Source organism: Peribacillus simplex NBRC 15720 = DSM 1321 (assembly GCF_002243645.1).
In the GTDB taxonomy this organism is placed as follows: domain Bacteria; phylum Bacillota; class Bacilli; order Bacillales; family DSM-1321; genus Peribacillus; species Peribacillus simplex.
The window spans coordinates 4,118,047-4,144,249 of the sequence record NZ_CP017704.1 but is presented as its reverse complement, the minus strand read 5'-3'; the positions used below and the strand labels follow the sequence as shown (position 1 = coordinate 4,144,249).

The 26,203-nt window shown below is 42.1% G+C and carries 27 protein-coding genes and 1 other annotated feature; of the genes, 1 reads left to right on the top strand and 26 read right to left on the bottom strand.

Going from position 1 to position 26,203, the window contains the following annotated elements:
• Window positions 1-42 precede the first annotated feature (42 nt).
• The gene (locus tag BS1321_RS20005) at window positions 43-1,128 is read right to left on the bottom strand and encodes a M42 family metallopeptidase (protein WP_063232750.1); all 1,086 of its coding nucleotides are present in this window, start codon (window positions 1,126-1,128) and stop codon (window positions 43-45) included.
• 71 nt (window positions 1,129-1,199) lie between these two features.
• Entirely contained in the window at window positions 1,200-1,688 is a 489-nt protein-coding gene (locus BS1321_RS20000; RefSeq protein ID WP_063232878.1) for a dUTP diphosphatase, read from the bottom strand.
• A 110-nt stretch (window positions 1,689-1,798) separates the two neighbouring features.
• Here BS1321_RS20000 and BS1321_RS19995 point away from each other — a divergent pair, with 110 nt between their 5' ends.
• The gene (locus tag BS1321_RS19995) at window positions 1,799-2,179 is read left to right on the top strand and encodes a hypothetical protein (protein WP_063232749.1); all 381 of its coding nucleotides are present in this window, start codon (window positions 1,799-1,801) and stop codon (window positions 2,177-2,179) included.
• Between the two features lie 53 nt (window positions 2,180-2,232).
• Here BS1321_RS19995 and BS1321_RS19990 read toward each other — a convergent pair whose 3' ends face one another.
• The 24 genes from BS1321_RS19990 to icd all read right to left on the bottom strand — a co-directional run bounded on the left by BS1321_RS19990 (window position 2,233) and on the right by icd (window position 26,111).
• Window positions 2,233-2,802, bottom strand: a complete 570-nt coding sequence (locus BS1321_RS19990; protein WP_063232748.1) for a TVP38/TMEM64 family protein — start codon at window positions 2,800-2,802, stop codon at window positions 2,233-2,235.
• 60 nt (window positions 2,803-2,862) lie between these two features.
• A complete protein-coding gene (locus BS1321_RS19985; RefSeq protein WP_063232747.1) occupies window positions 2,863-3,138 on the bottom strand; it encodes a DUF1294 domain-containing protein in 276 nt (91 codons plus the stop codon).
• A 68-nt stretch (window positions 3,139-3,206) separates the two neighbouring features.
• On the bottom strand, window positions 3,207-3,566 hold the full coding sequence (gene rplT, locus BS1321_RS19980) for a 50S ribosomal protein L20 (protein WP_034309067.1): 360 nt from the start codon (window positions 3,564-3,566) through the stop codon (window positions 3,207-3,209).
• Between the two features lie 35 nt (window positions 3,567-3,601).
• A complete protein-coding gene (gene rpmI / locus BS1321_RS19975; protein ID WP_034309070.1) occupies window positions 3,602-3,802 on the bottom strand; it encodes a 50S ribosomal protein L35 in 201 nt (66 codons plus the stop codon).
• A 34-nt stretch (window positions 3,803-3,836) separates the two neighbouring features.
• Window positions 3,837-4,337: a translation initiation factor IF-3 gene (gene infC / locus BS1321_RS19970; RefSeq protein WP_034309072.1), complete on the bottom strand. Its 501-nt coding sequence runs from the start codon at window positions 4,335-4,337 to the stop codon at window positions 3,837-3,839.
• A gap of 98 nt (window positions 4,338-4,435) precedes the next feature.
• Window positions 4,436-4,572 (bottom strand) — a sequence feature (ribosomal protein L20 leader region).
• Between the two features lie 128 nt (window positions 4,573-4,700).
• Window positions 4,701-5,195, bottom strand: a complete 495-nt coding sequence (locus tag BS1321_RS19965; RefSeq protein WP_063232746.1) for a GNAT family N-acetyltransferase — start codon at window positions 5,193-5,195, stop codon at window positions 4,701-4,703.
• A gap of 53 nt (window positions 5,196-5,248) precedes the next feature.
• A complete protein-coding gene (locus BS1321_RS27605) occupies window positions 5,249-5,419 on the bottom strand; it encodes a hypothetical protein (RefSeq protein ID WP_155726452.1) in 171 nt (56 codons plus the stop codon).
• A gap of 106 nt (window positions 5,420-5,525) precedes the next feature.
• A complete protein-coding gene (gene thrS, locus BS1321_RS19960; RefSeq protein ID WP_063232745.1) occupies window positions 5,526-7,457 on the bottom strand; it encodes a threonine--tRNA ligase in 1,932 nt (643 codons plus the stop codon).
• Window positions 7,458-7,846: 389 nt separating this feature from the next.
• Complete coding sequence (ytxC, locus tag BS1321_RS19955) at window positions 7,847-8,707, bottom strand: sporulation protein YtxC (protein ID WP_063232744.1); 861 nt, start codon at window positions 8,705-8,707, stop codon at window positions 7,847-7,849.
• A gap of 121 nt (window positions 8,708-8,828) precedes the next feature.
• Complete coding sequence (gene dnaI, locus BS1321_RS19950) at window positions 8,829-9,767, bottom strand: primosomal protein DnaI (RefSeq protein ID WP_063232743.1); 939 nt, start codon at window positions 9,765-9,767, stop codon at window positions 8,829-8,831.
• Window positions 9,754-11,169 carry a replication initiation and membrane attachment family protein gene (locus BS1321_RS19945; protein ID WP_063232742.1) on the bottom strand — a complete coding sequence of 472 codons (1,416 nt, stop codon included), beginning with the start codon at window positions 11,167-11,169 and terminating at the stop codon, window positions 9,754-9,756. The genes dnaI and BS1321_RS19945 overlap by 14 nt, the downstream gene beginning before the upstream one ends.
• A gap of 58 nt (window positions 11,170-11,227) precedes the next feature.
• Window positions 11,228-11,689: a transcriptional regulator NrdR gene (gene nrdR / locus BS1321_RS19940; RefSeq protein WP_063232877.1), complete on the bottom strand. Its 462-nt coding sequence runs from the start codon at window positions 11,687-11,689 to the stop codon at window positions 11,228-11,230.
• 270 nt (window positions 11,690-11,959) lie between these two features.
• Window positions 11,960-12,340 carry an adenosylmethionine decarboxylase gene (gene speD / locus BS1321_RS19935; RefSeq protein WP_034311443.1) on the bottom strand — a complete coding sequence of 127 codons (381 nt, stop codon included), beginning with the start codon at window positions 12,338-12,340 and terminating at the stop codon, window positions 11,960-11,962.
• A gap of 356 nt (window positions 12,341-12,696) precedes the next feature.
• Window positions 12,697-13,734, bottom strand: a complete 1,038-nt coding sequence (locus tag BS1321_RS19930; protein WP_063232741.1) for a glyceraldehyde-3-phosphate dehydrogenase — start codon at window positions 13,732-13,734, stop codon at window positions 12,697-12,699.
• A 158-nt stretch (window positions 13,735-13,892) separates the two neighbouring features.
• Window positions 13,893-14,492, bottom strand: coding sequence for a dephospho-CoA kinase (gene coaE / locus BS1321_RS19925; protein ID WP_063232740.1), 600 nt, complete (start codon window positions 14,490-14,492; stop codon window positions 13,893-13,895).
• 23 nt (window positions 14,493-14,515) lie between these two features.
• On the bottom strand, window positions 14,516-15,148 hold the full coding sequence (ytaF, locus tag BS1321_RS19920; protein WP_063232739.1) for a sporulation membrane protein YtaF: 633 nt from the start codon (window positions 15,146-15,148) through the stop codon (window positions 14,516-14,518).
• Window positions 15,149-15,227: 79 nt separating this feature from the next.
• Window positions 15,228-16,058, bottom strand: a complete 831-nt coding sequence (gene mutM / locus BS1321_RS19915; protein ID WP_063232738.1) for a DNA-formamidopyrimidine glycosylase — start codon at window positions 16,056-16,058, stop codon at window positions 15,228-15,230.
• Between the two features lie 19 nt (window positions 16,059-16,077).
• Window positions 16,078-18,702 (bottom strand): DNA polymerase I, encoded by a 2,625-nt coding sequence (polA, locus tag BS1321_RS19910; RefSeq protein ID WP_063232737.1) that lies wholly within the window; start codon window positions 18,700-18,702, stop codon window positions 16,078-16,080.
• 129 nt (window positions 18,703-18,831) lie between these two features.
• Window positions 18,832-19,764 carry a protease modulator HflC gene (hflC, locus tag BS1321_RS19905; protein WP_063232736.1) on the bottom strand — a complete coding sequence of 311 codons (933 nt, stop codon included), beginning with the start codon at window positions 19,762-19,764 and terminating at the stop codon, window positions 18,832-18,834.
• Window positions 19,761-20,795: an FtsH protease activity modulator HflK gene (gene hflK / locus BS1321_RS19900; RefSeq protein WP_081112884.1), complete on the bottom strand. Its 1,035-nt coding sequence runs from the start codon at window positions 20,793-20,795 to the stop codon at window positions 19,761-19,763. The genes hflC and hflK overlap by 4 nt, the downstream gene beginning before the upstream one ends.
• Window positions 20,796-21,046: 251 nt before the next feature.
• Window positions 21,047-22,825 carry a two-component system histidine kinase PnpS gene (pnpS, locus tag BS1321_RS19895; protein ID WP_063232735.1) on the bottom strand — a complete coding sequence of 593 codons (1,779 nt, stop codon included), beginning with the start codon at window positions 22,823-22,825 and terminating at the stop codon, window positions 21,047-21,049.
• Entirely contained in the window at window positions 22,822-23,541 is a 720-nt protein-coding gene (locus tag BS1321_RS19890) for a response regulator transcription factor (RefSeq protein WP_063232734.1), read from the bottom strand. Before BS1321_RS19890 ends, pnpS begins: the two co-directional genes overlap by 4 nt.
• 240 nt (window positions 23,542-23,781) lie before the next feature.
• Entirely contained in the window at window positions 23,782-24,717 is a 936-nt protein-coding gene (mdh, locus tag BS1321_RS19885) for a malate dehydrogenase (RefSeq protein WP_063232733.1), read from the bottom strand.
• 122 nt (window positions 24,718-24,839) lie between these two features.
• A complete protein-coding gene (icd, locus tag BS1321_RS19880) occupies window positions 24,840-26,111 on the bottom strand; it encodes an NADP-dependent isocitrate dehydrogenase (RefSeq protein WP_063232732.1) in 1,272 nt (423 codons plus the stop codon).
• Window positions 26,112-26,203: the final 92 nt, after the last annotated feature.

Sequence of the window (26,203 nt, the reverse complement as noted above, 5' to 3'; positions counted from 1 at the left end):
AGAGGACCTGATTAGGCCTCTCCATTTTTAACTTTCACTATATTACTCGTAAATGATCCGATCAACCGCTTCACGATCGAGGCGTTTAATCACTTCGACAATGAGCTTAACTGCATTCTCATAATCATCCCGGTGAAGCATTGCTGCGTGTGAATGAATGTAGCGTGTGGCAATCGTGATCGCCAGTGCGGGCACACCATTTGCCGTTAAATGGATGGAGCCGGCATCCGTTCCGCCGCCTGGAATCGATTCATATTGATAAGGAATATTCATTTCATCAGCCGTGTCGGTGACGAAATCACGTAATCCTTTATGTGCCACCATCGATGAATCATATATGACGATTTGCGGGCCTTCCCCCATCTTACTCATCGCTTCTTTTTCGGTAACCCCCGGTGTATCACCAGCAATGCCGACATCGACGGCAAAACCGATATCCGGCTGAATTTTGAATGTGGATGTTTTGGAGCCACGCAGGCCGACCTCTTCTTGGACAGCACCAATTCCATAAACTACATTAGGATGGTCGCTGTCTTTCAGCTGTTTAAGAACATCAATGGCGATTGCACAGCCAATTCGATTGTCCCAGGCTTTGGCGAGCAGCATCTTTTCATTATTCATGACCGTGAATTCAAAATATGGCACAACCATATCCCCTGGCTTGACGCCCCATTCCTTAACCTCTTCTTTGCTGGATGCACCAATATCAATAAACATATCCTTAATATCAATCGGCTTCTTCCGCGCCTCCGCTGACAGGATATGAGGCGGCTTGGAACCGATAATGCCAGTTATATCACCTTTACTTGTAACGATCGTCACGCGCTGGGCCAGCATTACCTGTGACCACCAGCCCCCTACCGGCTGAAAACGCAAAAATCCTTTATCATCAATCTGGGTTATCATGAAACCAACTTCGTCCATATGCCCCGTAACGACGATTTTCGGTCCGTTTTCATCACCCGTTTTCTTGGCAATTAAACTTCCCAGGCCATCTGCCGATATTTCATCGGCAAATGGCGTTATGTATTCGGTCATCACTTTTCTTACTTCACTTTCATTTCCTGCAATGCCTTTAGCATCCGTTAAGTCCCGCAGCATCCTTAACGTTTCATCCAATTGAGCCATTCCTTTACCTCCCTATAACTTACATTACAAGAATAATTATACAGATAATTGTTTGCATAAACAATCAGCAATCAATAGCCTTGCTTTTGCCTTTCGTAGTTCACTTCATTTTTACTTACATATGCTTTTTCCACATCCACTGCTGAAAATCCAAGCAACTCCCCTAAATGTAAATACGCAGCAAAAACCTTTTGGAAAGATGACTCTGTCAACTGTGTGCGAAATTCACTGATGTACCCGTAAATAGCAGTAAATTGTACCGTCAAATCCTCCTGATTCATCTTGAGTGCAGATGGAACTTCCGGTACAAATCCCCGTTCAATCCCGAGTGACAAAATGAAATGAATGCCATCCACGTATTCAGCCAAAATCGTTTCCTTATCAGAGGGGCCTTTAAGACTCCAGAATTTAAAACATCTTGTTTCATTGGCAAGCTCTCCAAGCTCCACTAAAAGAGCGAGTATCTTCCGTTCCACCAAATCTTCAGCACCCAAATCATGCTTTGATTGTATATGCTCATCCAAAGCTGCCTGCATTTCCATTAATTTACCTATGTTCATTTTCATCACTTCTTTCCATCGTCTTCCCCTAAATTATATCAAATAAATGAAACTTATTAAAAACCCATACGTAAATGAAGGGAATCACTCTGTTTAAGGAGGTAGGCTCCATGGTATTGATCATGCGGTTCATTCTTTTGGCTCTCATCATTTTCTTAATATATACAGTCATCAAATACCTATTTAATCCGAAAAGAAAATTAGAGCTGGCACATGAACAGAAAAAGTTCTTTCTGCTCGACGATACAGCCAATATACGAAAGAATTTTTTATTGACGTACAACGGGGTAATGTTCGAAGGGGAAAAGTATTTAGGGACGACGGAACGCTCCTTTGAGGTCATCTCCATCTTCATATGGCCTAAAAAAGTGGCCGGCCTAAAAGGCTTGAAGCGAGATGACTTCTTAAAAATCGAGGCAGCCATTAAAAAACAATATCCGGAAGCCGTTATCGATTGGAAGAGCCCGGTTAAGGAGTTTTTACAAAAATGAAAAAAATCACGCGTAATGAAGAGCCTTGAGGAAAATGGACTCAAGGCTCTATATTAATCATCTGAACGAAAAAATTCCTTCCAAGGGACGACCGTCTGCTTCTCTCTCAATAAATATAACAATAAGGTTAAGGATAATAAAATAATGACGATCAGCGTTGGACTGAAATCTGAAATATAGTGGCCAAAAACCGTGTATACGAATGCTACAGGGAGATTGGTCATGAAGGATAGATAAAAATAATTTTTCAGCCCTTTATTGGATTCCAATAAGCAAAGCGACAGTAAGTAAAAGTGTATGAATGGTATTAGCCTCAGTACTGCAATTTGCCTGCTGTTTAGCTTTCGGTTTCCAAACAGCTTATTCTTAAGCCGCAGCAGCCTATCCTTTGTTTTCGGAAATTTGCCTATCACGAAATAAAAGGCCATACTGGACAAGGTCAAACCGATTACCGAATAGATGGTTCCAAAAGCTGCCCCGAATAATACTCCTCCAGACATGCAAACCACTATGACGGGAATGAATAAAAATTGCCTTAATAAATGAAAGGTGATAAAAATCAACGGCGCAAACACGCTTCCTGATTGAACGTAGCTCATCACAAGTGTCAGTTTATCATTCATGCTCTCCCTCCAGCTACTCTTTGCTGCTTCTACAAGCATATACATTATATGGGCTACATATTACAATTGAATGAATATCTTAATCAATAAGGCTATCTGAAGAACCATCAATATAGGCAGGCCCCACTTAAAAGCGGCATGCTTCGTCTTATGGCGGAATTGCTTCATCCCCAAAAAGGTCCCAGTCCCTCCGCCTATGACCGCCCAAAACCAAAGTGTCTTTTCGCTGATCCGGTACTCCCCATTACGCGCTTTCCTTTTGTCGATTCCCATTAAGGCAAACCCGATGATGTTTGTGATGATCATATAAGCAGCAATGAACCATACTCCTTGCATCCTCATTCCCTCCTTTAAATATGTAAAAAGCCACCCTCTTGAAAAGAGAGTGGCTGTATCAGTCAGACTTATTTGTCTAATTGTTGTTTAGCAGCAGTTGCTAATTGAGCAAAAGCTTGTTCGTCAGCAACAGCAAGATCAGCAAGCATTTTGCGGTTCACTTCGATACCAGCAAGCTTTAGACCATGCATTAAACGGCTGTAAGAAAGACCGTTGATGCGTGCTGCAGCGTTGATACGAGTGATCCAAAGTTTGCGGAAATCACGTTTCTTTTGACGACGGTCACGGAAAGCATAGTTTCCTGACTTCATTACTTGTTGGTTAGCTACTTTGAAAAGAATATGTTTCGCGCCATAGTAACCTTTAGCTAATTTTATTACCTTTTTACGACGTTTGCGAGTAACAGTACCGCCTTTTACACGTGGCATGTTATTTCCCTCCTATTTAACTCGATAAATCGAACTTATTTAATGTTGTCTAGCATATGACGAATACGTTTGAAGTCACCTTTGCTTACAAGGCTAGCTTTGCGAAGCTTACGCTTTTGCTTAGTAGATTTGTTAGCAAATAAATGGCTTGTGTAAGCGTTAGAACGCTTAAGTTTGCCGGATCCAGTCTTTTTGAAACGTTTAGCAGATCCGCGGTGAGTTTTCATTTTAGGCATAAGGTATTCCTCCTCATTACAAATTACTTTACAATTACTTTTCGTTTTTCGGTGCTAAGATAATGAACATGCTGCGCCCGTCCATTTTTGGGTGTTGCTCGATTGTAGCCACTTCTTTACATGCTTCAGAAAAACGAACGAGTACACGTTGACCAATTTCCTTATGCGTAATGGCACGTCCTTTGAATCGGATAGAAGCTTTTACTTTATCGCCTTTTTCAAGGAATTTAATACCGTTGCGAAGCTTCGTATTGAAATCATGTTCTTCAATCGTTGGGCTCAAACGAACCTCTTTCAGACTGATGACTTTTTGATTTTTACGTGCTTCCTTGTCTTTCTTTTGCTGCTCGAAGCGGTGTTTTCCGTAGTCCATGATCCGGGCTACCGGAGGCTTTGCATTTGCAGCAACTAAAACTAGATCAAGATTTACACGAGCGGCAATTTCCAATGCTTCGAATTTCGTTTTAATTCCAAGTTGTTCTCCGTTTTGGTCAATAAGACGAACTTCACGGGCTCGGATGCCCTCGTTTACCATCGCGTCTTTACTAATAGTTAGCCACCTCCAAAGATATTGGCGAATACGAATATTTGAATAAATTCGGTCACGCTCACAACTCGCTTACAGGATATAATCATAATAAAAAAGTGTGGATGCATGCTGCACCCACACTGATAGACTCATTCAGAAAGATCCAAATAATCAAATCATGACCTGTTAACTGCATTGTTTGCGTCAACCAGGTGAGAAGCGGGTGCTTCTTCTTTTCATCAAACACGTATTCAATTCACTTTAGAAATATATCATAAACACTGATGACTTGTCAAATGCTAAATTTTATTCGTTTTTCACAACAAAATTAATATTATCAGACATTCTGTTATTTGACAATACGTTTTTTTAAAGTAATTTGGACAAAAAATATTCATCATGATACTTTCCATCAAAAAACAGTGATTCCCGCTTTATTCCTTCCTTTTCAAAACCCACCTTTCGATATAAGGAAAGCGCAGGGGAGTTGTTTGCAATTACGGACAATTCCAGGCGCCGTATTTCGTTCGTCCGTGCATGCTCCTCCATTTTCTGAAATAGCTTCGTACCGATGCCTTTTCCTCTGTCCTGTTCGGCGATGCCGATGACGATTTTGGCCGAATGCCTCGTTCGGCCCAATTGATTGCCCAATAAGATTAAGTAACCATTCAACTCATGGCCGCTCGCAGCAACGAGGATAACTGAAAGGGGATTTTTTTCGATTTGCTCCATTTGCTTTTCCACTTGGTTCCCGGTCGCTTTTCTTTCCCCAGGGTTGAACAGCATATACCCGGAATCTTCAACATGATTGAATAGTGCTGCCAAGTTACCCGCGTCTTCCCTTGAAGCCTTTCTAATCTCCATTTATCCCAACTCCCCCTTTGGTTACAGTCCATACTGATCGAAGCCATCAAATGTTAAGAGTTTTCTTTCGCCTTTTTCTTTTTCTCAATGCTGTCCCAAGAAAATAGCGCTATCCAAAAAAGCAGGACCGGGACAATGGCATATTGTCGATAATCATCCAATAACAATAAGATGATGATGACAAGGAATGTCGGTCCGAATAGATAAGAAAATTTCTTTTTCATGCTGACCCTCCTTTTCATTGCTGTACATATTTTCACATGATGGTTTCATTTTATCATGCATTAAATGAAAAGAGGGACACAACTATATGTGCCCCTCTTTTCGCTGTTAACGGCTTACTTCCGCCTTAATCGCTGAAACGAAATCTTCAAAAGCGATCGTTTCGGATTTTTGTTCACCGTATTTACGTACATTCACGCTGCCTTCTTTGACTTCATTGTCTCCAACAACCAGCATGTACGGGATTTTTTGCATTTGCGCTTCACGGATTTTGTAACCGATTTTCTCGTCACGTGTATCCAGATCGACACGAATGCCTTGCGCTTTAAGTTTTTCCTGTACTTCTTTCGCATAATCCAAGTGCACTTCAGGTGAAACTGGGATCACTTGTGCTTGGATAGGTGCAAGCCAAGTCGGGAATGCCCCCTTGTATTCTTCGATCAAGTAAGCGACAAAACGTTCCATTGTGGAAACGACGCCGCGGTGGATAACAACCGGACGGTGCTGCTTGCCGTCCTCTCCGACGTAATTAAGATCAAAGCGTTCAGGAAGCAAGAAATCAAGCTGAACAGTGGAAAGCGTTTCATCTTTCCCTAAGGCAGTACGCACCTGAACATCAAGCTTAGGACCGTAGAATGCCGCTTCACCTTCCGCTTCAAAGTAATCCAGACCAAGTTCATCCATGGCGCCTTTTAACATGCTTTGGGCTTTTTCCCACATGTTATCATCATCGAAGTATTTTTCTGTATCCTGAGGATCGCGATAAGACAGACGGAATGAATAATCCTTGATATCGAAATCTTTATAAACTTCCAGAACCAAGTTCACAACGCGCTTGAACTCTTCTTTGATTTGGTCAGGACGGACGAAAATGTGCGCATCATTCAATGTCATCCCACGTACACGCTGAAGGCCGGAAAGGGCACCTGACATTTCATAGCGGTGCATCAAGCCTAGCTCGGCAATCCGGATTGGCAGTTCGCGGTAGCTATGGATACTGTTTTTATAGACCATCATGTGATGCGGACAGTTCATCGGACGCAGTACAAGCTGTTCGTTTTCCATCTCCATGACAGGGAACATGCCGTCCTGGTAATGATCCCAGTGACCAGATGTTTTATAAAGGTCCACGCTTCCCATTACAGGTGTGTAGACATGGTCATAACCCAAACGTTCTTCCTTGTCCACGATATACCTTTCGATTGTCCGGCGGATGGTCGCGCCTTTTGGCAACCACATCGGCAGCCCTTGCCCCACTTTCTGTGAGCTCATGAACAAGTTCAATTCTTTGCCGATTTTACGGTGGTCACGTTCCTTGGCTTCTTCAAGGAAACGCAGGTGTTCGGCTAACTCTTCTTTTTTATAGAAAGCCGTACCGTAAATGCGTTGAAGCATTTTGTTTTTGCTATCGCCTCTCCAGTATGCTCCAGCGATGCTCAATAGCTTGAATTCTTTGATTTTCCCCGTTGATGGAACATGAATTCCACGGCAAAGGTCAAAGAATTCACCCTGCTCATAAAGCGTTACCTGCTGATCGGCAGGAATCGCATCGATCAACTCCAATTTATACTCGTCGCCGATTTCTTTAAAACGGGAAATCGCTTCATCACGGCTCACTTCGATGCGGGAAATTTCCAAGTTTTCATTGACGATTTTCTTCATTTCTTTTTCAATCAATGGAAGGTCTTCGGGAGTCAATGATTCCTCCATATCCATATCATAGTAAAAGCCGCCCTCGATGACTGGCCCTACGCCGAATTTAGCGTTTTTGTACAAACGTTTGATCGCTTGTGCCATCAAGTGCGCTGTACTGTGACGCAATACTTCAAGAGCATCCGCTGCATCCTGTGTGACGATTTCGATTGTACCATCTTGTTCAATCGGGCGTTTCAAATCATATAATTCACCATTGAATTTTCCGGCAATGGATTTTTTCCTTAATCCAGGGCTGATGGACGCAGCGATGTCTTCAGTTGTTGTGCCTTTAGCAAACTCCTTAACCGCTCCGTCAGGAAAAGATATTTTCAGTAATTCAGACATTCAGTTTCACTCCTTTTTATTGTTCAAACAAATTACAGGTTTTTGATTCCATTACAACACAAAAAAGCCCGCCCCTGTATAAAACAGGGACGAGCTTAGTAATATATATCAATAACCCGCGGTTCCACCCTCGTTCCAGCTTGCTTTTCACGGCAAAATGGCACTTGTAACTTAGTAACGGCAGCTTCCCGTCAGCTCATATTCGCAGAATGCCTGCTTTCCGAGCCGAAGTTTAAAGGTGGTAAGTGTTCCATGCGAATAGGAAGCTTACAGCCTGTTGGCTCCCCTCTCTGATAATCGGCGACTAGAATACCCTTGTCCTCATCATAACTTTTAGTTTTTTAATAGTATGTAGGAAATTATAATTTGTTATACGGTGAAAATCAAGGTTAATTTTCTTTTTTCAATGAAAGATCATTCAAATGCATAGAAAATGACGAAAGTGGCAGGACAGTCGCCCGTTCTTCGAAAATCCTTGAAATGGTCTGGATCAGCCCCTCTTCCTTGTCATCGGTATAGATACACAAGTTTTCAGGAGCAATTGATAAAAGCGGGGCAAGTATCACCGTATCGAGAAAAAGTGAACTTTTGGCAAGAAGCCTCCTATCGATCATACTATTGATTTTTGGACGGTCGAGTTTGCTGAATTTCTGATCATAGAAATGAAAACCATCCCGGTTGACCAGGTGAAGCTTTCTTAATTTCGACTCCTGCCCATGAAGGCAATCTCGGAGCGTAGCAATGAAATTTTGATAGTCCTGTTCCAGCTTGTATTCATCAATCGCCTTGACGACATACTTTTCCAAAGTGTGCTGAAATGATTTTAAACGGAAGGTCGTAAAAGAATCGAATGAAAAAGATACCTTTCCAGCCAAGATACTTTGAAGTCCTTCCTCAATCAATCGTTTTTCCGTACTGAATGCTTCATCTTGATTCCTGGCTCTTTCCACCTCGATGATTGATGATGCAATTTCAATGATGGCTTCAATTTCTTCCCGTTCCCTATAAAAAAATTTACCGACTATTATTTGCTCCAGAACAGGAAGCGTCTTTTCTTCCAATAAAAAAGAATGAAATGCATCACGAAGCAGAATTAGCCATTTATCACCTGAAGACTTCGTCATATCCACATGCATGCCTTGTTGCGGAAGAATTCGAATGTATGCTTGAAATTCTGCCCCCAGTGGATGGGCAGAAACGAAATTCAGTAATTTCAATGCCTCTGAATCGTTTTGAAACGAAATTTGCACTACGACATCCCCCCTTCCCCCTTGCTTCTTTTTTCATGTATATGGGGATGGGGACGTGTTTAGAAGTAGGATGGGCCTTGTAAGAAGAAAAAAGTGACCTCCATTAAGAGACCACTTTTCTTCATCTTCTCCGATTCACGCCATCAAGCTTGACCGGCTCCGCTAAATATTGAATTCTTTCCAGTACTCTCGCCGCCTTCACCTCTTCCTTCTCACCACGCTGAGAAAAGGTTAGGTGGTTCTCCAGGCCATTCAAGTCAAAATTCGAAGTAAAAAACGTCGGCAGGTTTTCCAGCATCCTAAATTGCAAAATCGGACCAAAAACCTCATCGCGTCCCCAGCTCGTCATGGACTCCGCTCCAATATCATCCAGCATGAGGACAGGTGCCGTTTTCACCATCTCAATTTTTTCATTGACCGTATTATCACCTATCGATCCCTTAAGTTCCCTCAAGTAGTCGGGGACATAGACAATAAGTGAGGAAATTTGCCTTTCTGCAAGTTCATTGGCAATCGCACCTAATAAGTACGTTTTCCCAACTCCGAATTTCCCATATATATATAAGCCTTTTTGCCTTTTACCTGGCTCATATTCCATAATGAACGAAATCGCCTTACTTAAGACACCCAAGCGTTTGTTTTCATTATCCGTTTGGGTAAAGTCCTCAATGGTCGCATTTAAAATATCCTTCGGTACATATAGGCTGCGGATCAATTTTTCCCGTTTCCGCTTTTCATCCTCTGCCAATTTCCGCGGGCAGATTTCATAATGCAGGTTCAGGGCTTTCCCTTGAACCACCAATTTGGGATAATACCCTTGCATCATATTGATGCAGCCATTCAAGCTTGGACATTTATCACACTTATTGCTTTGTGAAGTGAACTCATAAAGCTTCCCCAAATTTTTATCAATCATTTCATTCGTGACCGTCGAACTGTTGGCATTCAAAAATAACCGCACTTGTTCGTCTTCAAAAATCTCCTGTTTCAGCTTTTCATAACGCTGTTGAAATTGGTTTGTATTGGCCAATTTATTAAGGGATCTATTAATCTTTTCCATCGTTCATTTCACCTCCAGCTTTCCACTGCTTCCATCTCTCCTGAAGCTCGAGTTTCTGGGCGTTCAATTCAGGCTGATCTACATTCTGCTCCTGCTGTGCTTCTTCTTTTTTCTCAAGCCACTCCGGAACCACTTCTTCCCGTATCGCCTTTTTCCGGCTGCCCTTAGCATTCCTGCTTCCTTGAGCCCAGTCCTGATATTTCCTATGTTCATTTTTAGCTAGTTCCATCGCCTCGACGACCGTAGAAACCTTTAGCCGTGCCCAATGGCCCGCCAGCTTTTCCACATAGCCCTTCGTAAACTTCATATCCGTTTTGAGCATGACATATTCAATCAAGACATTGACGACACCCGGATTCAGCTTTTGATTGATCATCACGCCCTCAACCACTTTCAAATCACCGCTTGATGGCTCTGCACCGCCAGACAATTGCATCAGCCGCTCCCTTGGAGAAATCGTCTCCAAATGACGGATTAACTCTTGTTCCTGTGTTTTCGGTTCTTCCTTTTGTGTCCGTTCACGAATCGGCTGCACCCGATTGACAAGTGAAGGCATATCAGCCTGCCGTTCGATCTGATACCAGTCCCTTGCCGCCTTTCTAAGCACTTCCTCATCGATCTCATCATCCAATGAAACGGCATCCATTACTAGTTTTTGCATTTCCAGCGGATCAATGCCATATAAAAAAGCAAGTTTGGCAATCGTACTTTTTATTTTCGGAGTAAAGGCCTTTTTCGGTACGATCGAGGATTTCATTCCGGCAAATAACAGGTCAAAATCAAATAAGTCATCAAACCCCGATGGCTCGACGCCTTCCGTCCGATCGATGAATTGCTGTTCAGGCATCGGTTTCCATTCGTTTTTCGCTTCATCCGTTACATATAAAGAGTCCAAATGATCTGATGAGAATACTTCCACAAAAGATTTAGTCACACCTTCATATTGATCGGTTAAGATATGGTCATCACAAAAGAATCTTTTTAATCGATTGAATTGCGCTTTACCGATTTTTTTGTATAAGTAAATATTCAGCATTCCATCCGTGAAAAACTGCTGAGGGGAAAGCGGCGGGTTTAACTCATAGATAAATTCCTTCGATTCATTTTTCGATTTCTTATATACATTCAACAGGCCGATTCCCTCAAGTAAAAGGCGCGCTTCGTAAATATCACTTAACTTAAGACCGATGGTATTCATTAATTGATAATGCGAGGAGGTTTCCGACCATAGCCTGTTTTCCTCCAACTCACTCCATAACGTCATATATAGGCTTATGCAGATAGGTCCAATAAGAGGTTGATATAGTCGGGTAAGTATTTTCCGATCATAATCATGAAGCAGCCCCGCAGATGAGACCAAATATGAATCCGCTGGGAGCAATTCTTGCCAATGCATTGACATCTCCATTCAAACCTTTCAAAAGATGTAGTGAAAAAAGAGCCAAAGTAAATCTTCAGCTCTACTTTCTTTCTTTATTAATTAAATCTTTCAATTCATCAATAAAGACATTGATATCTTTAAATTGCCGATAGACGGATGCGAACCTTACATAGGCAACCTCATCGACTTCTGCCAACTTGTCCATTACCATTTCGCCGACACTGTCGCTTTTCACTTCCGCTATGCCCTGGTTGCGTAGTTCTTTCTCTACATAACTGGTAATTTGCTCTAGTTCTTTCAAGGGAACCGGACGTTTTTCGCAAGCCCTGATTAAGCCACGCAGGATTTTATCACGACTGAACTCTTCCCGTGTCCCGCCCTTTTTCACTACAATAAGCGGTGTTTCCTCCACCTTTTCAAATGTCGTGAATCGAAAACCACATGCCTCACATTCACGGCGTCGTCGAATCGATTTACTTTCATCGACTGGCCTGGAATCGAGCACTCTTGTTCCGTTATATTGACATGACGGGCATTTCATCATTATCAGCTCCGTATTTTATGTAGGACTCCCCTATCTAAATGTTCCCCAAGGAATTACTTCTCTATCTTAATCTTATATTAAAAGGAACGGTCAGTACAAGTAAAAAGTGTAACTTCCAGCAGCAGGCACTTTTTGTTCTGCCCTTGAAGCACCGTCGTCAAAGTCTTTGTGCCACAAGGCAATCCTCTCCTATAAAGTGAAGCAGACTGCCAATTCATTGCATTAAAAAAGAGATGCACCCATGGCATCTCTGTGTATACGTGTTTTTTATAGGGCACTTATATTGGCTTTTTTCATTTGTACAGGACCTAATCCACGTGGTAATTCTATGTTTTCACGTGTTTGCGCATTCAAAGCTTCTGCAATATAATCTGCCGCAATATTCGGATCCAAGTTACCGCATGTATAGACATCGATGCTCGCATAGCCGTGTTCTGGAAAACTGTGAATCGTTAAGTGTGATTCAGAAATGATGACAACCCCGCTGACCCCTTGTGGAGCAAATTTGTGAAAGGCTACTTCTCGTACCTCTGCACCTGATTTCAAAGCAGCATCAACAAAAATCTTTTCAATTAAATCGATATTGTTCAGTTTTTCAAAGTCACAACCCCAAAGTTCAGAAATGACATGTCTACCCATTGTTTCCATAGTGTAAGCTGTTTCCATATTAAGCTTCCCCCTTACCATGATTTAAAAATAAGTTCTGATAACTACCACGGGGGAAAGTTAGTCCAAAGAGGTCCTAACCCTTTAAGTAGCCATCATGCAAACCGCTTTTGAAGAAGTTCACGATTCATAGTATATATGGTTTGAATTTTTTTTGCAACTCCAAATTGAATTTTTGGAAAGATAAACTTTATATGTAATAGGGATATAGCGAAGGTTCCAAAGAAGAGCAAGTTCTGATTTCATGTTTATTCAGCGCCCTAAGGCAGCCAGAAATTGATTAATCACTGAATTAAAAATAGCCCGCTAAAAAAAATTTAGCAGGCTCGATTTTTTCATTATTGTACTGATAATTCGACTTCGGAAGTTTTTTTCAACTCGGATCCAACCAATTTCACAAGGTCCACTACCCGGTTGGAGTAACCCCACTCATTATCATACCATGCAAGGACTTTCACTTTCCTGTCCCCAATCATCATCGTCGTCAAACCATCGATGATTGCAGAGTGAGGATTCGTTTTGAAATCACTGGAAACTAAAGGTTCCATCGTGAATTCCATAATTCCTTTGAGTTCATTTTCTGAAGCATCGATGAAGGCTTGGTTCACTTCATCAATGGTGACATCACAGTTTAAATCCACAACAAGATCGACTAGAGATACGTTAGGTGTCGGTACGCGTAATGCCATTCCATGAAGCTTGCCTTTTAATTGCGGCAACACTAGGGAGATGGCTTTTGCAGCTCCTGTAGTCGTAGGAATGATACTTTCCGCAGCGGCACGGGCACGTCTTAAGTCTTTGTGCGGGTTATCGATATTATTTTGATCATTTGTATAAGAATGTATCGTTGTCATTAAACCGTTGTTTATGCCGAATTTTTCATCAAGCACTTTTGCAACCGGTCCAAGACAGTTGGTTGTACAAGATGCATTGGATATGACGAAATGCTTGTCAATTTCCAGCACTTCCTGATTTACTCCCATTACAATGGTAACGTCTTCATTTTTACCCGGCGCTGATAAAATAACTCTTTTTGCTCCTGCATCTAAATGAAGAGCCGCTTTAGAACGATCATTGAATTTGCCCGTGGCTTCAATTACAATATCTATGTTCATCTCTTTCCAAGGCAATAGCTTTGGATCGCGGTTATTTATTAGTTTTACTCGGCGGCCATTCACTACTAGTGAATCATCTTCCGCTATAATGATACCGTCGAATTTACCATGTATCGTATCATATTTTAGTAAGTGTGCTAAAGTTTCAGCTGGATAGCTTGCATTAATGGCAACAATGTCCAAACTCTCATCTAATATGGCCTTTCGGAAAACCATTCTTCCAATTCTCCCAAATCCGTTAATCGCTATTCTTGAATTCATTGTTCGGACCCTCCAGAAAATATTAATGTTATACTTATTACCTCTCTTATGTAATTAGTATAACATAATTCAATGGAATTGTGCTAATAAAAATGCGGATAGTTCTTATTTTTTAACATAAAAAGAAGAAACCGGGTGGTTTCTTCTTTTTATCACACTTATATGACATGCCATTCGCTAAGTACGGACTTCACTTGCCTCTTCGTTTCATTAATGTCTCCATTATTATCGATGACGGCATCCGCTAAGACCTTTTTATCAGCCAAGGGCATTTGTGAATTGATCCTGGCAAGTGCCTCCGTCTCCGAAAGACCATTCCTGTTCATTAATCGTTGCAATTGAACTTGCTCATCCACATAAACCAAAAGCGTCTTTTCCACCATGAATGTCAGCTTGCTTTCGAATAGGAGCGGAATATCCATAAACACCGTTTCTTCCCCTGATGATAGTGCCTCTTCCGTTTTGAGGCGCATCCAATTCCTGACGGCAGGATGCACGATGCCATTCAATAGCAATCTCTTTTCCTCATCATGAAATATGATCGATCCTAGCTTTACGCGATCTATATTCCCATCCGTCAATAAGATATCTTCACCAAATGCCTTCACAACTTGATGATAGGCTTCCTCACCCGGCTCAACGACAGCACGGGAAGCCAGATCTGCATCGACAATCGTGAATCCGAGTTCCTGTAGATAGAGGCTGACACTGCTTTTCCCACTGGCGATGCCTCCGGTGATTCCGATGATTTGTCCCATAAGCTCCCCCTTTTAACCATGTTTCATAATTTGAATAAACCGATGAGAATTAATAGTACACCTGGAAGAAAGGTCAAATGCTGGACAAGTTTATTATTTGAAAGCAATTTCCCGCTTTGAAGCCCGCTCCAAATGAAAATCGAACTCATAATAGCGATGCACCCTGCGAGGATAATCGGTGAAATCCCGATCATAGCCGCACCAACTCCGGCACCGAACGCATCCAGAGAAAGTGCAAACCCCAGAACAAGCGCTTCAACACCCGTTATCGTACCTGATTTATCAAAATCGGCATTCAATGGTTTTTGTAAAATATTAATAACTACCCCAAGTGATTTAATTTCAAAATTAAAGATGATCTTTTCATGATATCTATCATCTTTCAGATCTTTTTCAGGCTTAAAATACTGGTACACCATCCAGGCACCAAGAAAAATGAGGATGATGCCACCCGTTTTTTCAGCCGCCCCGATAGATATGAGCTGACTGATGAATTGCCCGATGACCATCGCTATACCTAAACTCAATGCAGAACAAACTGAGATGACCGCTATTGACCTTAAGGGGATTTTCATCTTCCGCATACCAAATGTCAAACCTACGCCAAATCCGTCAATACTAACTGCAAAAGCGAGAAAAATAATTTGTAGCCACATCGGAATATTACTCCTTCCCTTCTCGTTGCTACCCTAGTATATGGAAGGAGCCCATCCGATGTGTTTGAAAAAACATTACCTATTTTAGCGGCTGGCATATCGGGCAAATATGTGTGCCGCGTCCTGCAACAACCATTTTTTCAAGGGGCGTGCCGCATGTTTTGCAGTTCTCGCCTTTCCGTCCATAAACATTCAGTTCCAACTGAAACATGCCGATTTCCCCCTGGGAATTAATGTATGAACGAATCGTACTACCTCCTTTTTCCACAGCTTCACCTAACGTTGCGATGATTTCTGCATGCAACGTTTTGATTTCCTGCAATGAGAGTGAAGATGCGATTCTCTCAGGATGGATACCGGAACGGAATAACGACTCGTCCACATATATATTCCCAATCCCAACGACAATCGTTTGATCAAGGAGAACGGGCTTGATTTTCCTGTTGGTTTTAGCCAACTTCGCACTAAGCCCCTCGACAGTAAAATCTTCAGATAAAGGTTCAGGCCCTAAGTGCAACAGGGGCAACCGCTCAAGTTCTTCCCCTTTGGCAAATAGATGCATCGTTCCGAATTTCCGGACATCCCTGTACCGAAGTTCACTGCCATCCGTGAAAGTGAAGATCACATGAGTATGCTTATCATACGGCTCCTCTTTTGGATGGACGCCGTATTTCCCCTCCATCCTTAAATGCGAAACCATCGAATAATCATCCAAGGTAAAAATGAGGAACTTGCCCCGACGACCTATTCCCTGGATCGTCTGCCCTCTTAAAGCATCCTGAAACTGTTCGACAGGCTCAGGCGCTTTAATGATCTTTGGCCAGAAAACGGACACTTCCTTGATCTCTTTTCCGAGTACGAGCTGCTCTAACGTTCTTCTGACTGTTTCCACTTCTGGAAGTTCTGGCATTGCAATCACCTATCTTTTATTATTTGGCATCAAACCATGTTGGCCCGAAAGCATAATCCACTTTAAGGGGCACGTTCAATTCAATGGCATTTTCCATTTCCTCCGGAACGATCACTTTAAGGATTTCGAGTTCCTCAGGAGGAGTTTCAAAAATCAATTCATCATGCACCTGAAGTAGCATTCTCGTTTTAAGCCCTTCCTTTGTCAGGCGCTTATTCATGTTTATCATGGCAAGCTTGATGATATCCGCGGCGCTGCCCTGAATCGGCGTATTCATCGCTGTCCTTTCGGCAAAGCTCCTGATGTTGAAATTCCTGCTTGTTATTTCAGGTATATAGCGCCTTCTTTGCATTAAAGTCGTGCTATACCCTTTTTGACGGGCCTCATGTATGCTTTCTTCCATATATTCCTGAACACCAGGAAAGCTTCTTAAATACTTCTCGATGAACTCTCCAGCTTCTTTTCTCGTGATACCAAGACTTTGCGATAGCCCGTAGTCACTTATACCATAAACGATTCCGAAGTTGACCGCTTTGGCATGGCGCCTCATGTTCGAAGTGACTTGCTCTGCCGATACATGGAATACATCCATAGCTGTCCTTGTATGGATGTCCATCCCGGCCCGGAATGCTTCCACCAATCCGTCGTCATTGGCGATATGCGCCAGGACGCGTAACTCGATCTGGGAGTAGTCGGCAGCAAAAATGATCCAATCCTTTTCGGAAGGAATGAAGGCCTGCCTGATTTTCCTGCCTTCTTCCAATCTGATCGGGATATTCTGAAGATTGGGATCTGTAGAACTTAACCGTCCTGTCTGGGTCAATGCTTGGTTGAACCGGGTGTGCACCTTGTCCGTTTTGCCATTGACCACTTTAAGCAATCCTTCAATATAAGTGGATTGCAGCTTACCAAGCTGGCGATACAGTAGTATTTCCTTAATGATATCATGCTTGCTCTCCAGTTTTTCCAGCACATCGGCTGAAGTCGAATAACCTGTTTTGGTTTTCTTCATGACCGGAAGCTCCAACTTTTCAAACAGGATGGCCCCAAGCTGTTTAGGTGAATTGATATTGAAAGCCTCTCCAGCCAAATCAAAGATTCGAGCTTCGATGTTTCTTAAGCGAATGGCCAATTCCTGTCCCATGTTTTTCAGTCGACCTATATCCACCTTGATTCCCTGCCATTCCATATTGGCCAGGATGATCGACAGTGGCAGCTCCAGTTCCGTAAATAGGTGAAGTTGCTCGAACTCTTGCAGCTTATCAATCATCGGTTCTTTCAGAGAAAGGATCGCCTTCGATTTTCTGGCAATATGCTCCCTCAATTCCGCTTCCTCAGGTATCTTGCGTTTTGCACCTTTTCCATAAAAAGCATCATCCGTTTCAAGCCGGATAGCACCTTGAGTTTTCGTGATTTCTGCGACTTCGTCCACTGACTCTGCCGGATCCAGGATATAGGATGCTAAAAACACATCAAAATCGATGCCTTTTATTTCGACTCCTCGATGACGCAGTGCCACAACCGTACGCTTCGCATCGAAAACCGTTTTCTTTTTTGTTTCATCCTCTGCCCAGGATTTAAATGCCCCGAAATTCAGAGCATCTTCTCCATGGAAGTAAAAATGACCTTGTTCATTACTGATGGCGATCCCTATTATATCTGCACGATGATAATTATCTTCTAAAATTTCAACATACAAAGCACTTTCATCTGCAAACATTCCTTCTGTCATTTCAGCCGTGTGCACCTCTATTTTCTCCTGTTCAAGCGGTGCACTTTCCGTTACATCCAATTTATCGAGCAAAGTCGAAAAGCCAAGCTCTTTATAGAACGAGATGACTCGATCCTGATCCATGCCAGTGTACTCGGTCTCGTTCACGGAAACTTCAAGCGGCGCTTCCCTCGTTATTGTAGCCAGCTCTTTGCTTAATAGGGCCAGGTCTTTATGTTCTTCTATTTTCTCTTTCAATTTTTGTCCGCTTACCTCATCAATCGACTGCAGAAGGTTTTCAACCGTTTCAAATTGATGCAATAATTTAAGGGCAGTCTTTTCACCAACACCCGGTATACCGGGAATATTGTCGGAGGCATCTCCCATCAGCCCTTTTAAATCAATGATTTGCAAGGGGGATAGACCGTATTTTTCATGTATATGCTTTGGAGTGTATTCCTCAATTTCAGTAATCCCCTTTTTCGTGATGGAAACCGTCGTACTAGGGGAGGATAATTGTGTTAAATCCTTATCACCGGAAATTACCTTCACTTCAAAACCATCTTTTTCCGCTTGTAAAGACAGCGTACCGATAATATCATCGGCTTCGTAGTTCTCCAGTTCATACCTTTTTATTTGAAAACAATCAAGCAGCTCGCGAATGAAAGGGAATTGCTCGGATAATTCTGGCGGCGTTTTTTGGCGCCCTCCCTTATATTCTTTAAATGATGCATGCCTGAATGTCGTTTTACCCGCATCGAATGCCACAAGTATGTGCGTTGGCTTTTCTTCATCAAGAATGCGGTTGAGCATCATGGTGAATCCGTACACGGAATTCGTATGGACCCCCTTATCATTATTCAAGAGCGGAAGCGCAAAAAACGCACGGTATGCAATGCTGTTTCCATCTATGAGTACTAACTTTTTATCCAAATCCGTCTTCCTCCAGTCATACAGGTTTATGTAGTTATAGCTTCTATATAAAAACGCAAAAAAAGCCGTTCATTTTCTTTCTCTATTCTACCATGAGTAGAAGCGGAAAGAAAAATGACGGCATCAAGGTTATTTAGTATTTCCCATTAACAAGCTGGCATAAGGGGAATCCGAAGGAAGAACGATGACCGTTTGATCTCCAATCGTTTTTTTGTAGGATTCAAGAGTCCGATATAGTTTATAGAATTCGGGGTCTTTGGAAAACGACTTATTATAGATTTTCGCTGCTTCCCCTTCTCCTTCAGCCCTGATCACTTCTGCATCAGCCTCTGCAGTAGAGAGCAGTTCTTTCACTTTCCGATCAGTATCCGCAATGATACGGTTCTTCTTCGCATCACCTTTGGATAGGTATTCTTGCGCTTTCGATTCCCGCTCGGAAATCATCCTCTTGAAGACGGATGCTTCGTTTTCGGCGGGCAGGTCAGTCCGCTTTATCCGGACATCCGTCAAGCTGATTCCATAACTGTCCTTTTGCAGCAGATCGTTGACTTTTTCGGTTATGCGGTCGTTTAAACTTCCTCTGGATGACTTCTCATCATTGATGATCTCATCATAATTCAGCTGGCCCAGCTCTGAACGAACTGCCGAATAGATGAACTCTTCCATTTTCGTTTCGGCATTCTCAAGTGTCCTTGCATTTGTAATCAATTTCTTCGGATCTTCTATTCTCCAAACCGCATAGTTATCGATCAGCATCCGCTTTTTATCTTTCGTATTGATTTCCGCTTCGGAAACATCAGAAGTCATCTGATACTTCGGCAAGGTCATGATACTCTGAATGAATGGCACCTTCACCTTCAATCCCGGGGTCTTATCGATCCTTACCACCTCACCGAATTGACGGACGACTTTGTATTCGCCCTCTTTGACGATATATACATTGGTGAAGATGATTAGCAGCAACGCGATGAATATAATCAGGAAAATGCCGATTCTCACATAGCCCCTCCAATGAAAATCCCCTTTTTTCAACTCAGAAAAATCTATTATTTTCCCGCTCATTGTTTAGTGCCCCCTTCCCCTGTCGCTTTTTCTTCCGATGCATTCCCTTTTTTCGTTTCTTCTTCAGGTATAGTGGCTTCATCAGGGGCAGGAGTTTTTTTTGTTTCTTCCTTTTCAAGGGAGCGAAGCGGCAAGTACTTCATTGTGTTTCCATCATCATTCATAATATAAATCTCTGCATTCGGCAATACTTCCTCAAGGGTCTCAATAATAAGGCGGTCCTTCGTAATTCCCTTATTGCCCTTATACTCACTGAGTAATTTTTCAAAGACCGCTACATCCCCGCGGGCAGCTTCCGTACGGGCAGCTTTATCCCCATTAGCCTGTGAAATGAGGGCATCTTTTTCCCCTTCCGCTTCATTCATACGCTTATTTTCATATTTATCCGCTTCGTTGATTTTCGTATTCGCCGTTTCCCGGGCATCCGTTACATTGGTAAATGCTTTCCGAACTTCTTCATTCGGTAACTCCACGTCCTGAAGTTTAACCGCAGATATGGAAATCCCGACATCATATTTCTCCATTAGCTGTGACAATAAATCGCGTACATCCGCTTCGATTTGCGCTTTACCAGATGTAAGGGCATCATCGATTTTCGTGCTGCCGATAATGCTCCGTAATGCAGCTGAAGTCGTATCGTATAATATTTTTTCTGGATCATCCGCATTGTATAAATATTTTGGAGGGTCGGTGATTTTCCACTGAACCACTAGGTCGGCCAGCACAATATTTTCATCACCCGTAATCATTTTGGTCTCACTCGGGTAATCCTTCACTTCTCCATCCTCTTCCTTATATCCAAATTTAAGACTGAATGTTTCTTTGGATAATTTCTCGACCGATTGAATGGGCCAAGGCAGTTTAAAGTGAAGTCCCGGTTCCGTTATCGTCTGCTCCACTTTACCAAACGTCATTATGACAGCTTGATCGGATTCATCAACCGTGTACCAGGTCGATATCGCAACTACACCTAAAATTAAAATAAGAAAGACAAGTCCTGTGATCGTATATATCCTCTTTAAGCTAACGATATGTATCACCCCTTCTTTGCAGTTATATCTTATTTACGCAAGAAAGGGCCTAAAGTTTCATAAAAATCAAATATTTTCCTAGAAAAATAGGATAGAGGAATGGTTCCCGGGGAATATAGCCAAAATTAAAGACAGAGACTATGTCTCTGTCAATGTTTAACTCCTTGGATGAGGGGTTGTACAACCATTGTACCCCTGCATTATGAAGTCCGTTTTAAGGAATTGTAAAGGACATGTAAATAAGAAACCCGCTACATTTTTCCTTTTAAGCTTTTATTTAAAGTGACTGTAAAAGTCGTCCCGGTTCCAGGTGTGCTTTCCACATTGATTTTACCTTTATGGACTTCTATTATATGCTTGACGATTGCCAGTCCAATGCCCGTTCCTCCTGAATCGCGGCTCCTCGCCTTATCGATCCGGTAAAACCGTTCAAAGATCCTCGGCAGTTCTTTCTCCTCGATGCCGATCCCGCTGTCTTGAACTGCAATATCAACTGTCTGTTCATTTTCAATGATATCAACGGTGACCCTGCCGCCATTCGGTGTATAGGTCAATGCGTTCGTAATCAAATTGATGAAAACCTGTTTGATCCTGTCAGATTCCCCTTCAATGAATACTGGTTCCGGTGATGTCTTAATTTCAAGGGATACTTCTTTTTCCTTCAGCTTACCTATAAGCATCTCTTGTATTTCGCCAAGTACTTTAGTAATATCCACGACCCCTGCGTTTAAAACGAATTCCTGTTGCTCCATTTTGGATAAATTCAGAAGCTCCTGAATGAGTTCTTGCAGCCGATCACTTTCTTTCAGGATAATCGATAAAAAGTGCTTTAAGGTCTTTTCGTCTTTTAAGGCGCCATCTAACAATGTTTCAGAAAAGCCTTTAATAGAAGTGATCGGGGTTCTCAATTCATGGGAAACATTAGCCACGAAATCCTTCCGCATCTGCTCGAGCCTTTTCAATTCGGTGATATCATGGAAAATGAGGAGGATCCCCTTCCATTCATCATGATTCCCGATAATGGGAGCTCCGTAAATCTCAAAATGCTTACGTTCTATGGCAAGCGGTATCTTCACCTGTCGTTTTATCGTTTTTTCCGTTCGAAAGATCTCTTCGATGATGGCTATCACTTGCTGATCTTTAATGACTGAATAATATTCCTGAAACAAAAACGTAGCGCCGTTCACATGGAAGCTTTTCTTGAATTCCCGGTTGATTAAAGTGGTATACCCTTTACTGTCTATCAGCAAGACACCACTACCGATATTTTCAACAAGTGTTTCCAAACGATCCTGATTCATTTCCCTCGCTATCTCTGTTTCCTGAAGATTCCTCGCCAATATGTTCAAGGAAGTTGTCAGCATTCCCGTTTCATCGGAATGCCGCCCGAATGTCCGGGTTCCATAATTCCCTTTTGCCAGTTCAATGGCTGCCATCGTCGCCTCTTCGATCGGACGGGTATAATATGAAGTGATTTTGCTCGCAAGCATGAGAATGATGATCAAGGCAACCCCTAAACAAATGATCAATATTTGCCACATTTGTTTATTCACTTGATGGATGGCCTCTATTTCATTGCTATGAACGACAAAGCCTTCAATCTCTCCATCCTTTTCAACCGTCTTCCAATAATAATGGACATCCGATTCCCCTTCGACCACTTCATACCCTTCCCCATGCTTAAGCCCTTTTTCCAATGTTATTTTACGTAGGACATTGGCATGGCTTTTAAGTATTTCATTGGATGATGTCGAATCGTATAATATTTCCCCATTCGTGGAGAGAATGGTTAAATTCGAATCTAAAAGAGGTGTAAGTTTTGCCGTCTTCCCTTTTTCCAAAAAGGAATCGATCCCGCCATGCTCCTGAATATATGTAGAAATGAAAAATGTTTCGTTCTGTATACGCTCATTGAACGTTTTAATATAATAACTTTTGAACAAGTGCCCTAATAAAAAGCCCACGGCCATCAGGACGACCATCACCAATGTGATGAGGGTATATAAGAGCTTTTTACGATAGGTCGTCATTCTTTTTTAGGCTCCTCAAGCTTATACCCCAAGCCCCTTATCGTTTTAATATAGAGAGGTTTTTTTGTATCTTTCTCTATTTTTTCACGAAGATGGCTAATATGGACATCGACAATTCGTGAGTCACCCGCGAAATCATAATTCCATACCGCACTAAGCAGTTGATCCCTGGTCAGCACTCTTCCCTTATTCTTCGCCAAGTATAAAAGTAATTCAAATTCCTTTGGAGTCAATTCTAATTGCTGTTCATCAAAGAATGCTTCGTATCGTTCCGGGAACACTTTCAATTCCCCTAATTTCAAGAGACCATCTTCCTGATCCTGACTTGACTCACTGCCGTTAGCTTGCAACTGGGATCTTCTTAAAATGGCTTTAATCCGGGCCACTACCTCCCTAGGACTAAACGGCTTGGTCAAGTAATCATCCGCCCCTAGTTCAAGTCCCAGCACCTTATCAAATTCATCGTCCTTAGCTGTCAGCATCAAGATCGGTATATTGATTTTTTGCTGGCGAAGCTGCTTACATACTTCAAGCCCGTCCATTTTAGGCAGCATCAAATCCAATACCACTAAATCGGGGCGTATATCCACGGCAGCCTCCAGCCCTTGTTCTCCATCCGAAGCTGTGATTACCGAATAGCCTGATTGTTCTAAATTGTACTGAAGTAAGGTAACTATTGATTGTTCATCATCCACTACGAGAATTTTCTTTGACATTAGATCCTCCTGAATTATGTATTACCCAAAAGACCAATTTCTTGGTCTACTCATCCACTTCCATTATAAAGAATATTATATGAAATTTACACATAAAAAAACGGAAAGAAAGTTATTCTTATCTTCTGCAGGGAGATTTTAAGTTCCAGCGGTCTTTTGAAGCGGATTAAAAAACTGCCCGGAGTTGGAAAAAGGCCTTGGCCTTTTCTTCCAATATCCGGGCAGTCTGATCATGATCTCTTATTGAAGGACTTGCATTACCGCTTTAACTGATTCAACTGATTTTGAAAGTGCCGCTTTTTCATCTTCAGTCAATTCAAGTTCGATGATTTGTTCAATACCGTTTGCACCTAGTACAGTCGGCACTCCAAGGTAGATACCTTCAAATCCGTATTCGCCTTCAAGATACGCGATGGATGGAAGAACGCGACGTTGATCTTTAAGGATCGCTTCAGCCATTTCCACTAGTGATGCAGCTGGTGCATAATATGCGCTTCCGTTACCAAGAAGGTTTACGATTTCTCCGCCGCCAGTGCGGGTACGAGCCACTATTGCTTCTAAACGATCTTGAGGGATCAATGTTTCCAAAGGAATTCCGCCTGCATAAGAGTAACGCACTAGAGGAACCATATCGTCTCCGTGTCCGCCAAGTACGAAACCAGTTACATCTTTAACGGATAAGTTTAATTCTTGAGCTACGAAAGTGCGGAAACGAGCTGTATCAAGAACACCCGATTGTCCGATAACGCGTTCTTTAGGGAAACCTGATTCTTTGTATACAGTGTAAGTCATTGCATCTACAGGGTTAGTCAAAACGATGATTGTTGTATTAGGGGAATATTTAACTACTTCTTTAGTTACTGATTTCATAACTTTTTGGTTAGTTTGAACTAAGTCGTCACGGCTCATGCCGGGCTTACGGGCAATTCCGGCAGTGATGATCACTACGTCGGAATCAGCTGTTTCTGCATAGTCGGATGTACCGATGATGTTAGCATCGAAACCGAGAACAGGTCCTGCTTCCGCCATATCAAGAGCTTTACCTTTTGTAGGGTTTTCAGCTTGCGGAATATCAACTAAAACGATATCACCAAGTTCTTTTTGAGCTGCTAGGAATGCTGCTGTAGCACCAGTGAATCCAGCACCTACCACTGTGATTTTTTTACGTTTAGACATGTTATTTCCTCCTTAAAATATATACATACTTTTGGAATACTTTTAACATCCTCATGAAAATATATATAAGCCTCCTGGAAAAGCAGCCCGTTCAGGCACTTTTCCAGAAAGCATATAATGAATTATTTAAGGTTTTTGATAAGCTCGTCAGCGAACTCAGAACATTTAACTTCTGTTGCACCTTCCATTAGGCGGGCAAAGTCGTATGTAACAACTTTAGAAGCGATTGTTTGTTCCACTGATTTAGTGATGCTGTTTGCAGCTTCGTTCCAGCCAAGGTGCTCAAGTAAAAGAACGCCTGAAAGAAGGACTGAAGATGGGTTAACTTTATCAAGACCAGCATATTTAGGAGCCGTTCCGTGAGTTGCTTCGAAGATGGCATGTCCAGTTTCGTAGTTGATGTTTGCTCCTGGAGCGATACCGATTCCGCCAACTTGTGCAGCTAATGCATCAGAAATGTAATCTCCGTTCAAGTTCATTGTTGCAACAACATCAAACTCTTTAGGACGAGTCAGAATTTGTTGTAAGAAGATATCAGCAATGGAATCTTTAACGATGATTTTGCCTTCAGCTTCAGCAGCAGATTGTGCTTTGTTAGCAGCTTCAGTGCCTTCAGCATCTTTAATTTTGTCATATTGGTTCCATGTGAACACTTTATCGGCGAATTCTTGTTCTGCAACTTCATAACCCCAAGTTTTGAATGCACCTTCCGTGAATTTCATGATGTTACCTTTATGAACAAGCGTTAATGACTTACGGCCTTCTTTGATCGCATAGTTAAGTGCAGCGCGAACAAGACGTTTTGTTCCTTCTTCGGAAATCGGTTTGATTCCGATACCTGAAGTTTCAGGGAAACGAATGTTTTGAACAGCGAATTCATTTTGTAGGAATTCGATTAATTTCTTAGCTTCGTCAGAACCTTTTGCATATTCGATACCAGCATAGATGTCTTCAGTGTTTTCACGGAAGATGACCATGTCAGTGTCTTCTGGACGTTTAACTGGTGAAGGTACACCATCAAAGTAACGTACTGGACGAAGACATACGAATAAGTCCAATACTTGACGCAATGCAACGTTCAATGAGCGGATACCGCCACCGATTGGAGTTGTAAGAGGTCCTTTAATAGCGATTAGATATTCGTTAATGACATCAAGAGTTTCTTGTGGAAGCCATTCGCCCGTTTGGTCAAATGCTTTTTGTCCAGCTAAAACTTCTTTCCATTCGATTTTCTTTTCGCCATTGTAAGCTTTTTCAACTGCTGCGTCTAAAACGCGGGATGCTGCAGCCCAGATATCAGGACCGATTCCGTCTCCCTCAATATAAGGAACGATTGGGTTGTTTGGTACGTTAAGAGCACCGTTAGTAACTGTGATTTTTTGGCTTTGTGTCATGTCTCTTACCTCCGATTCAAATTCAAAGGTTAGATGGCCTGCCATTAAATGAGGCAGAACCACTAACCTTTTTTACTCACATCTATTAATTT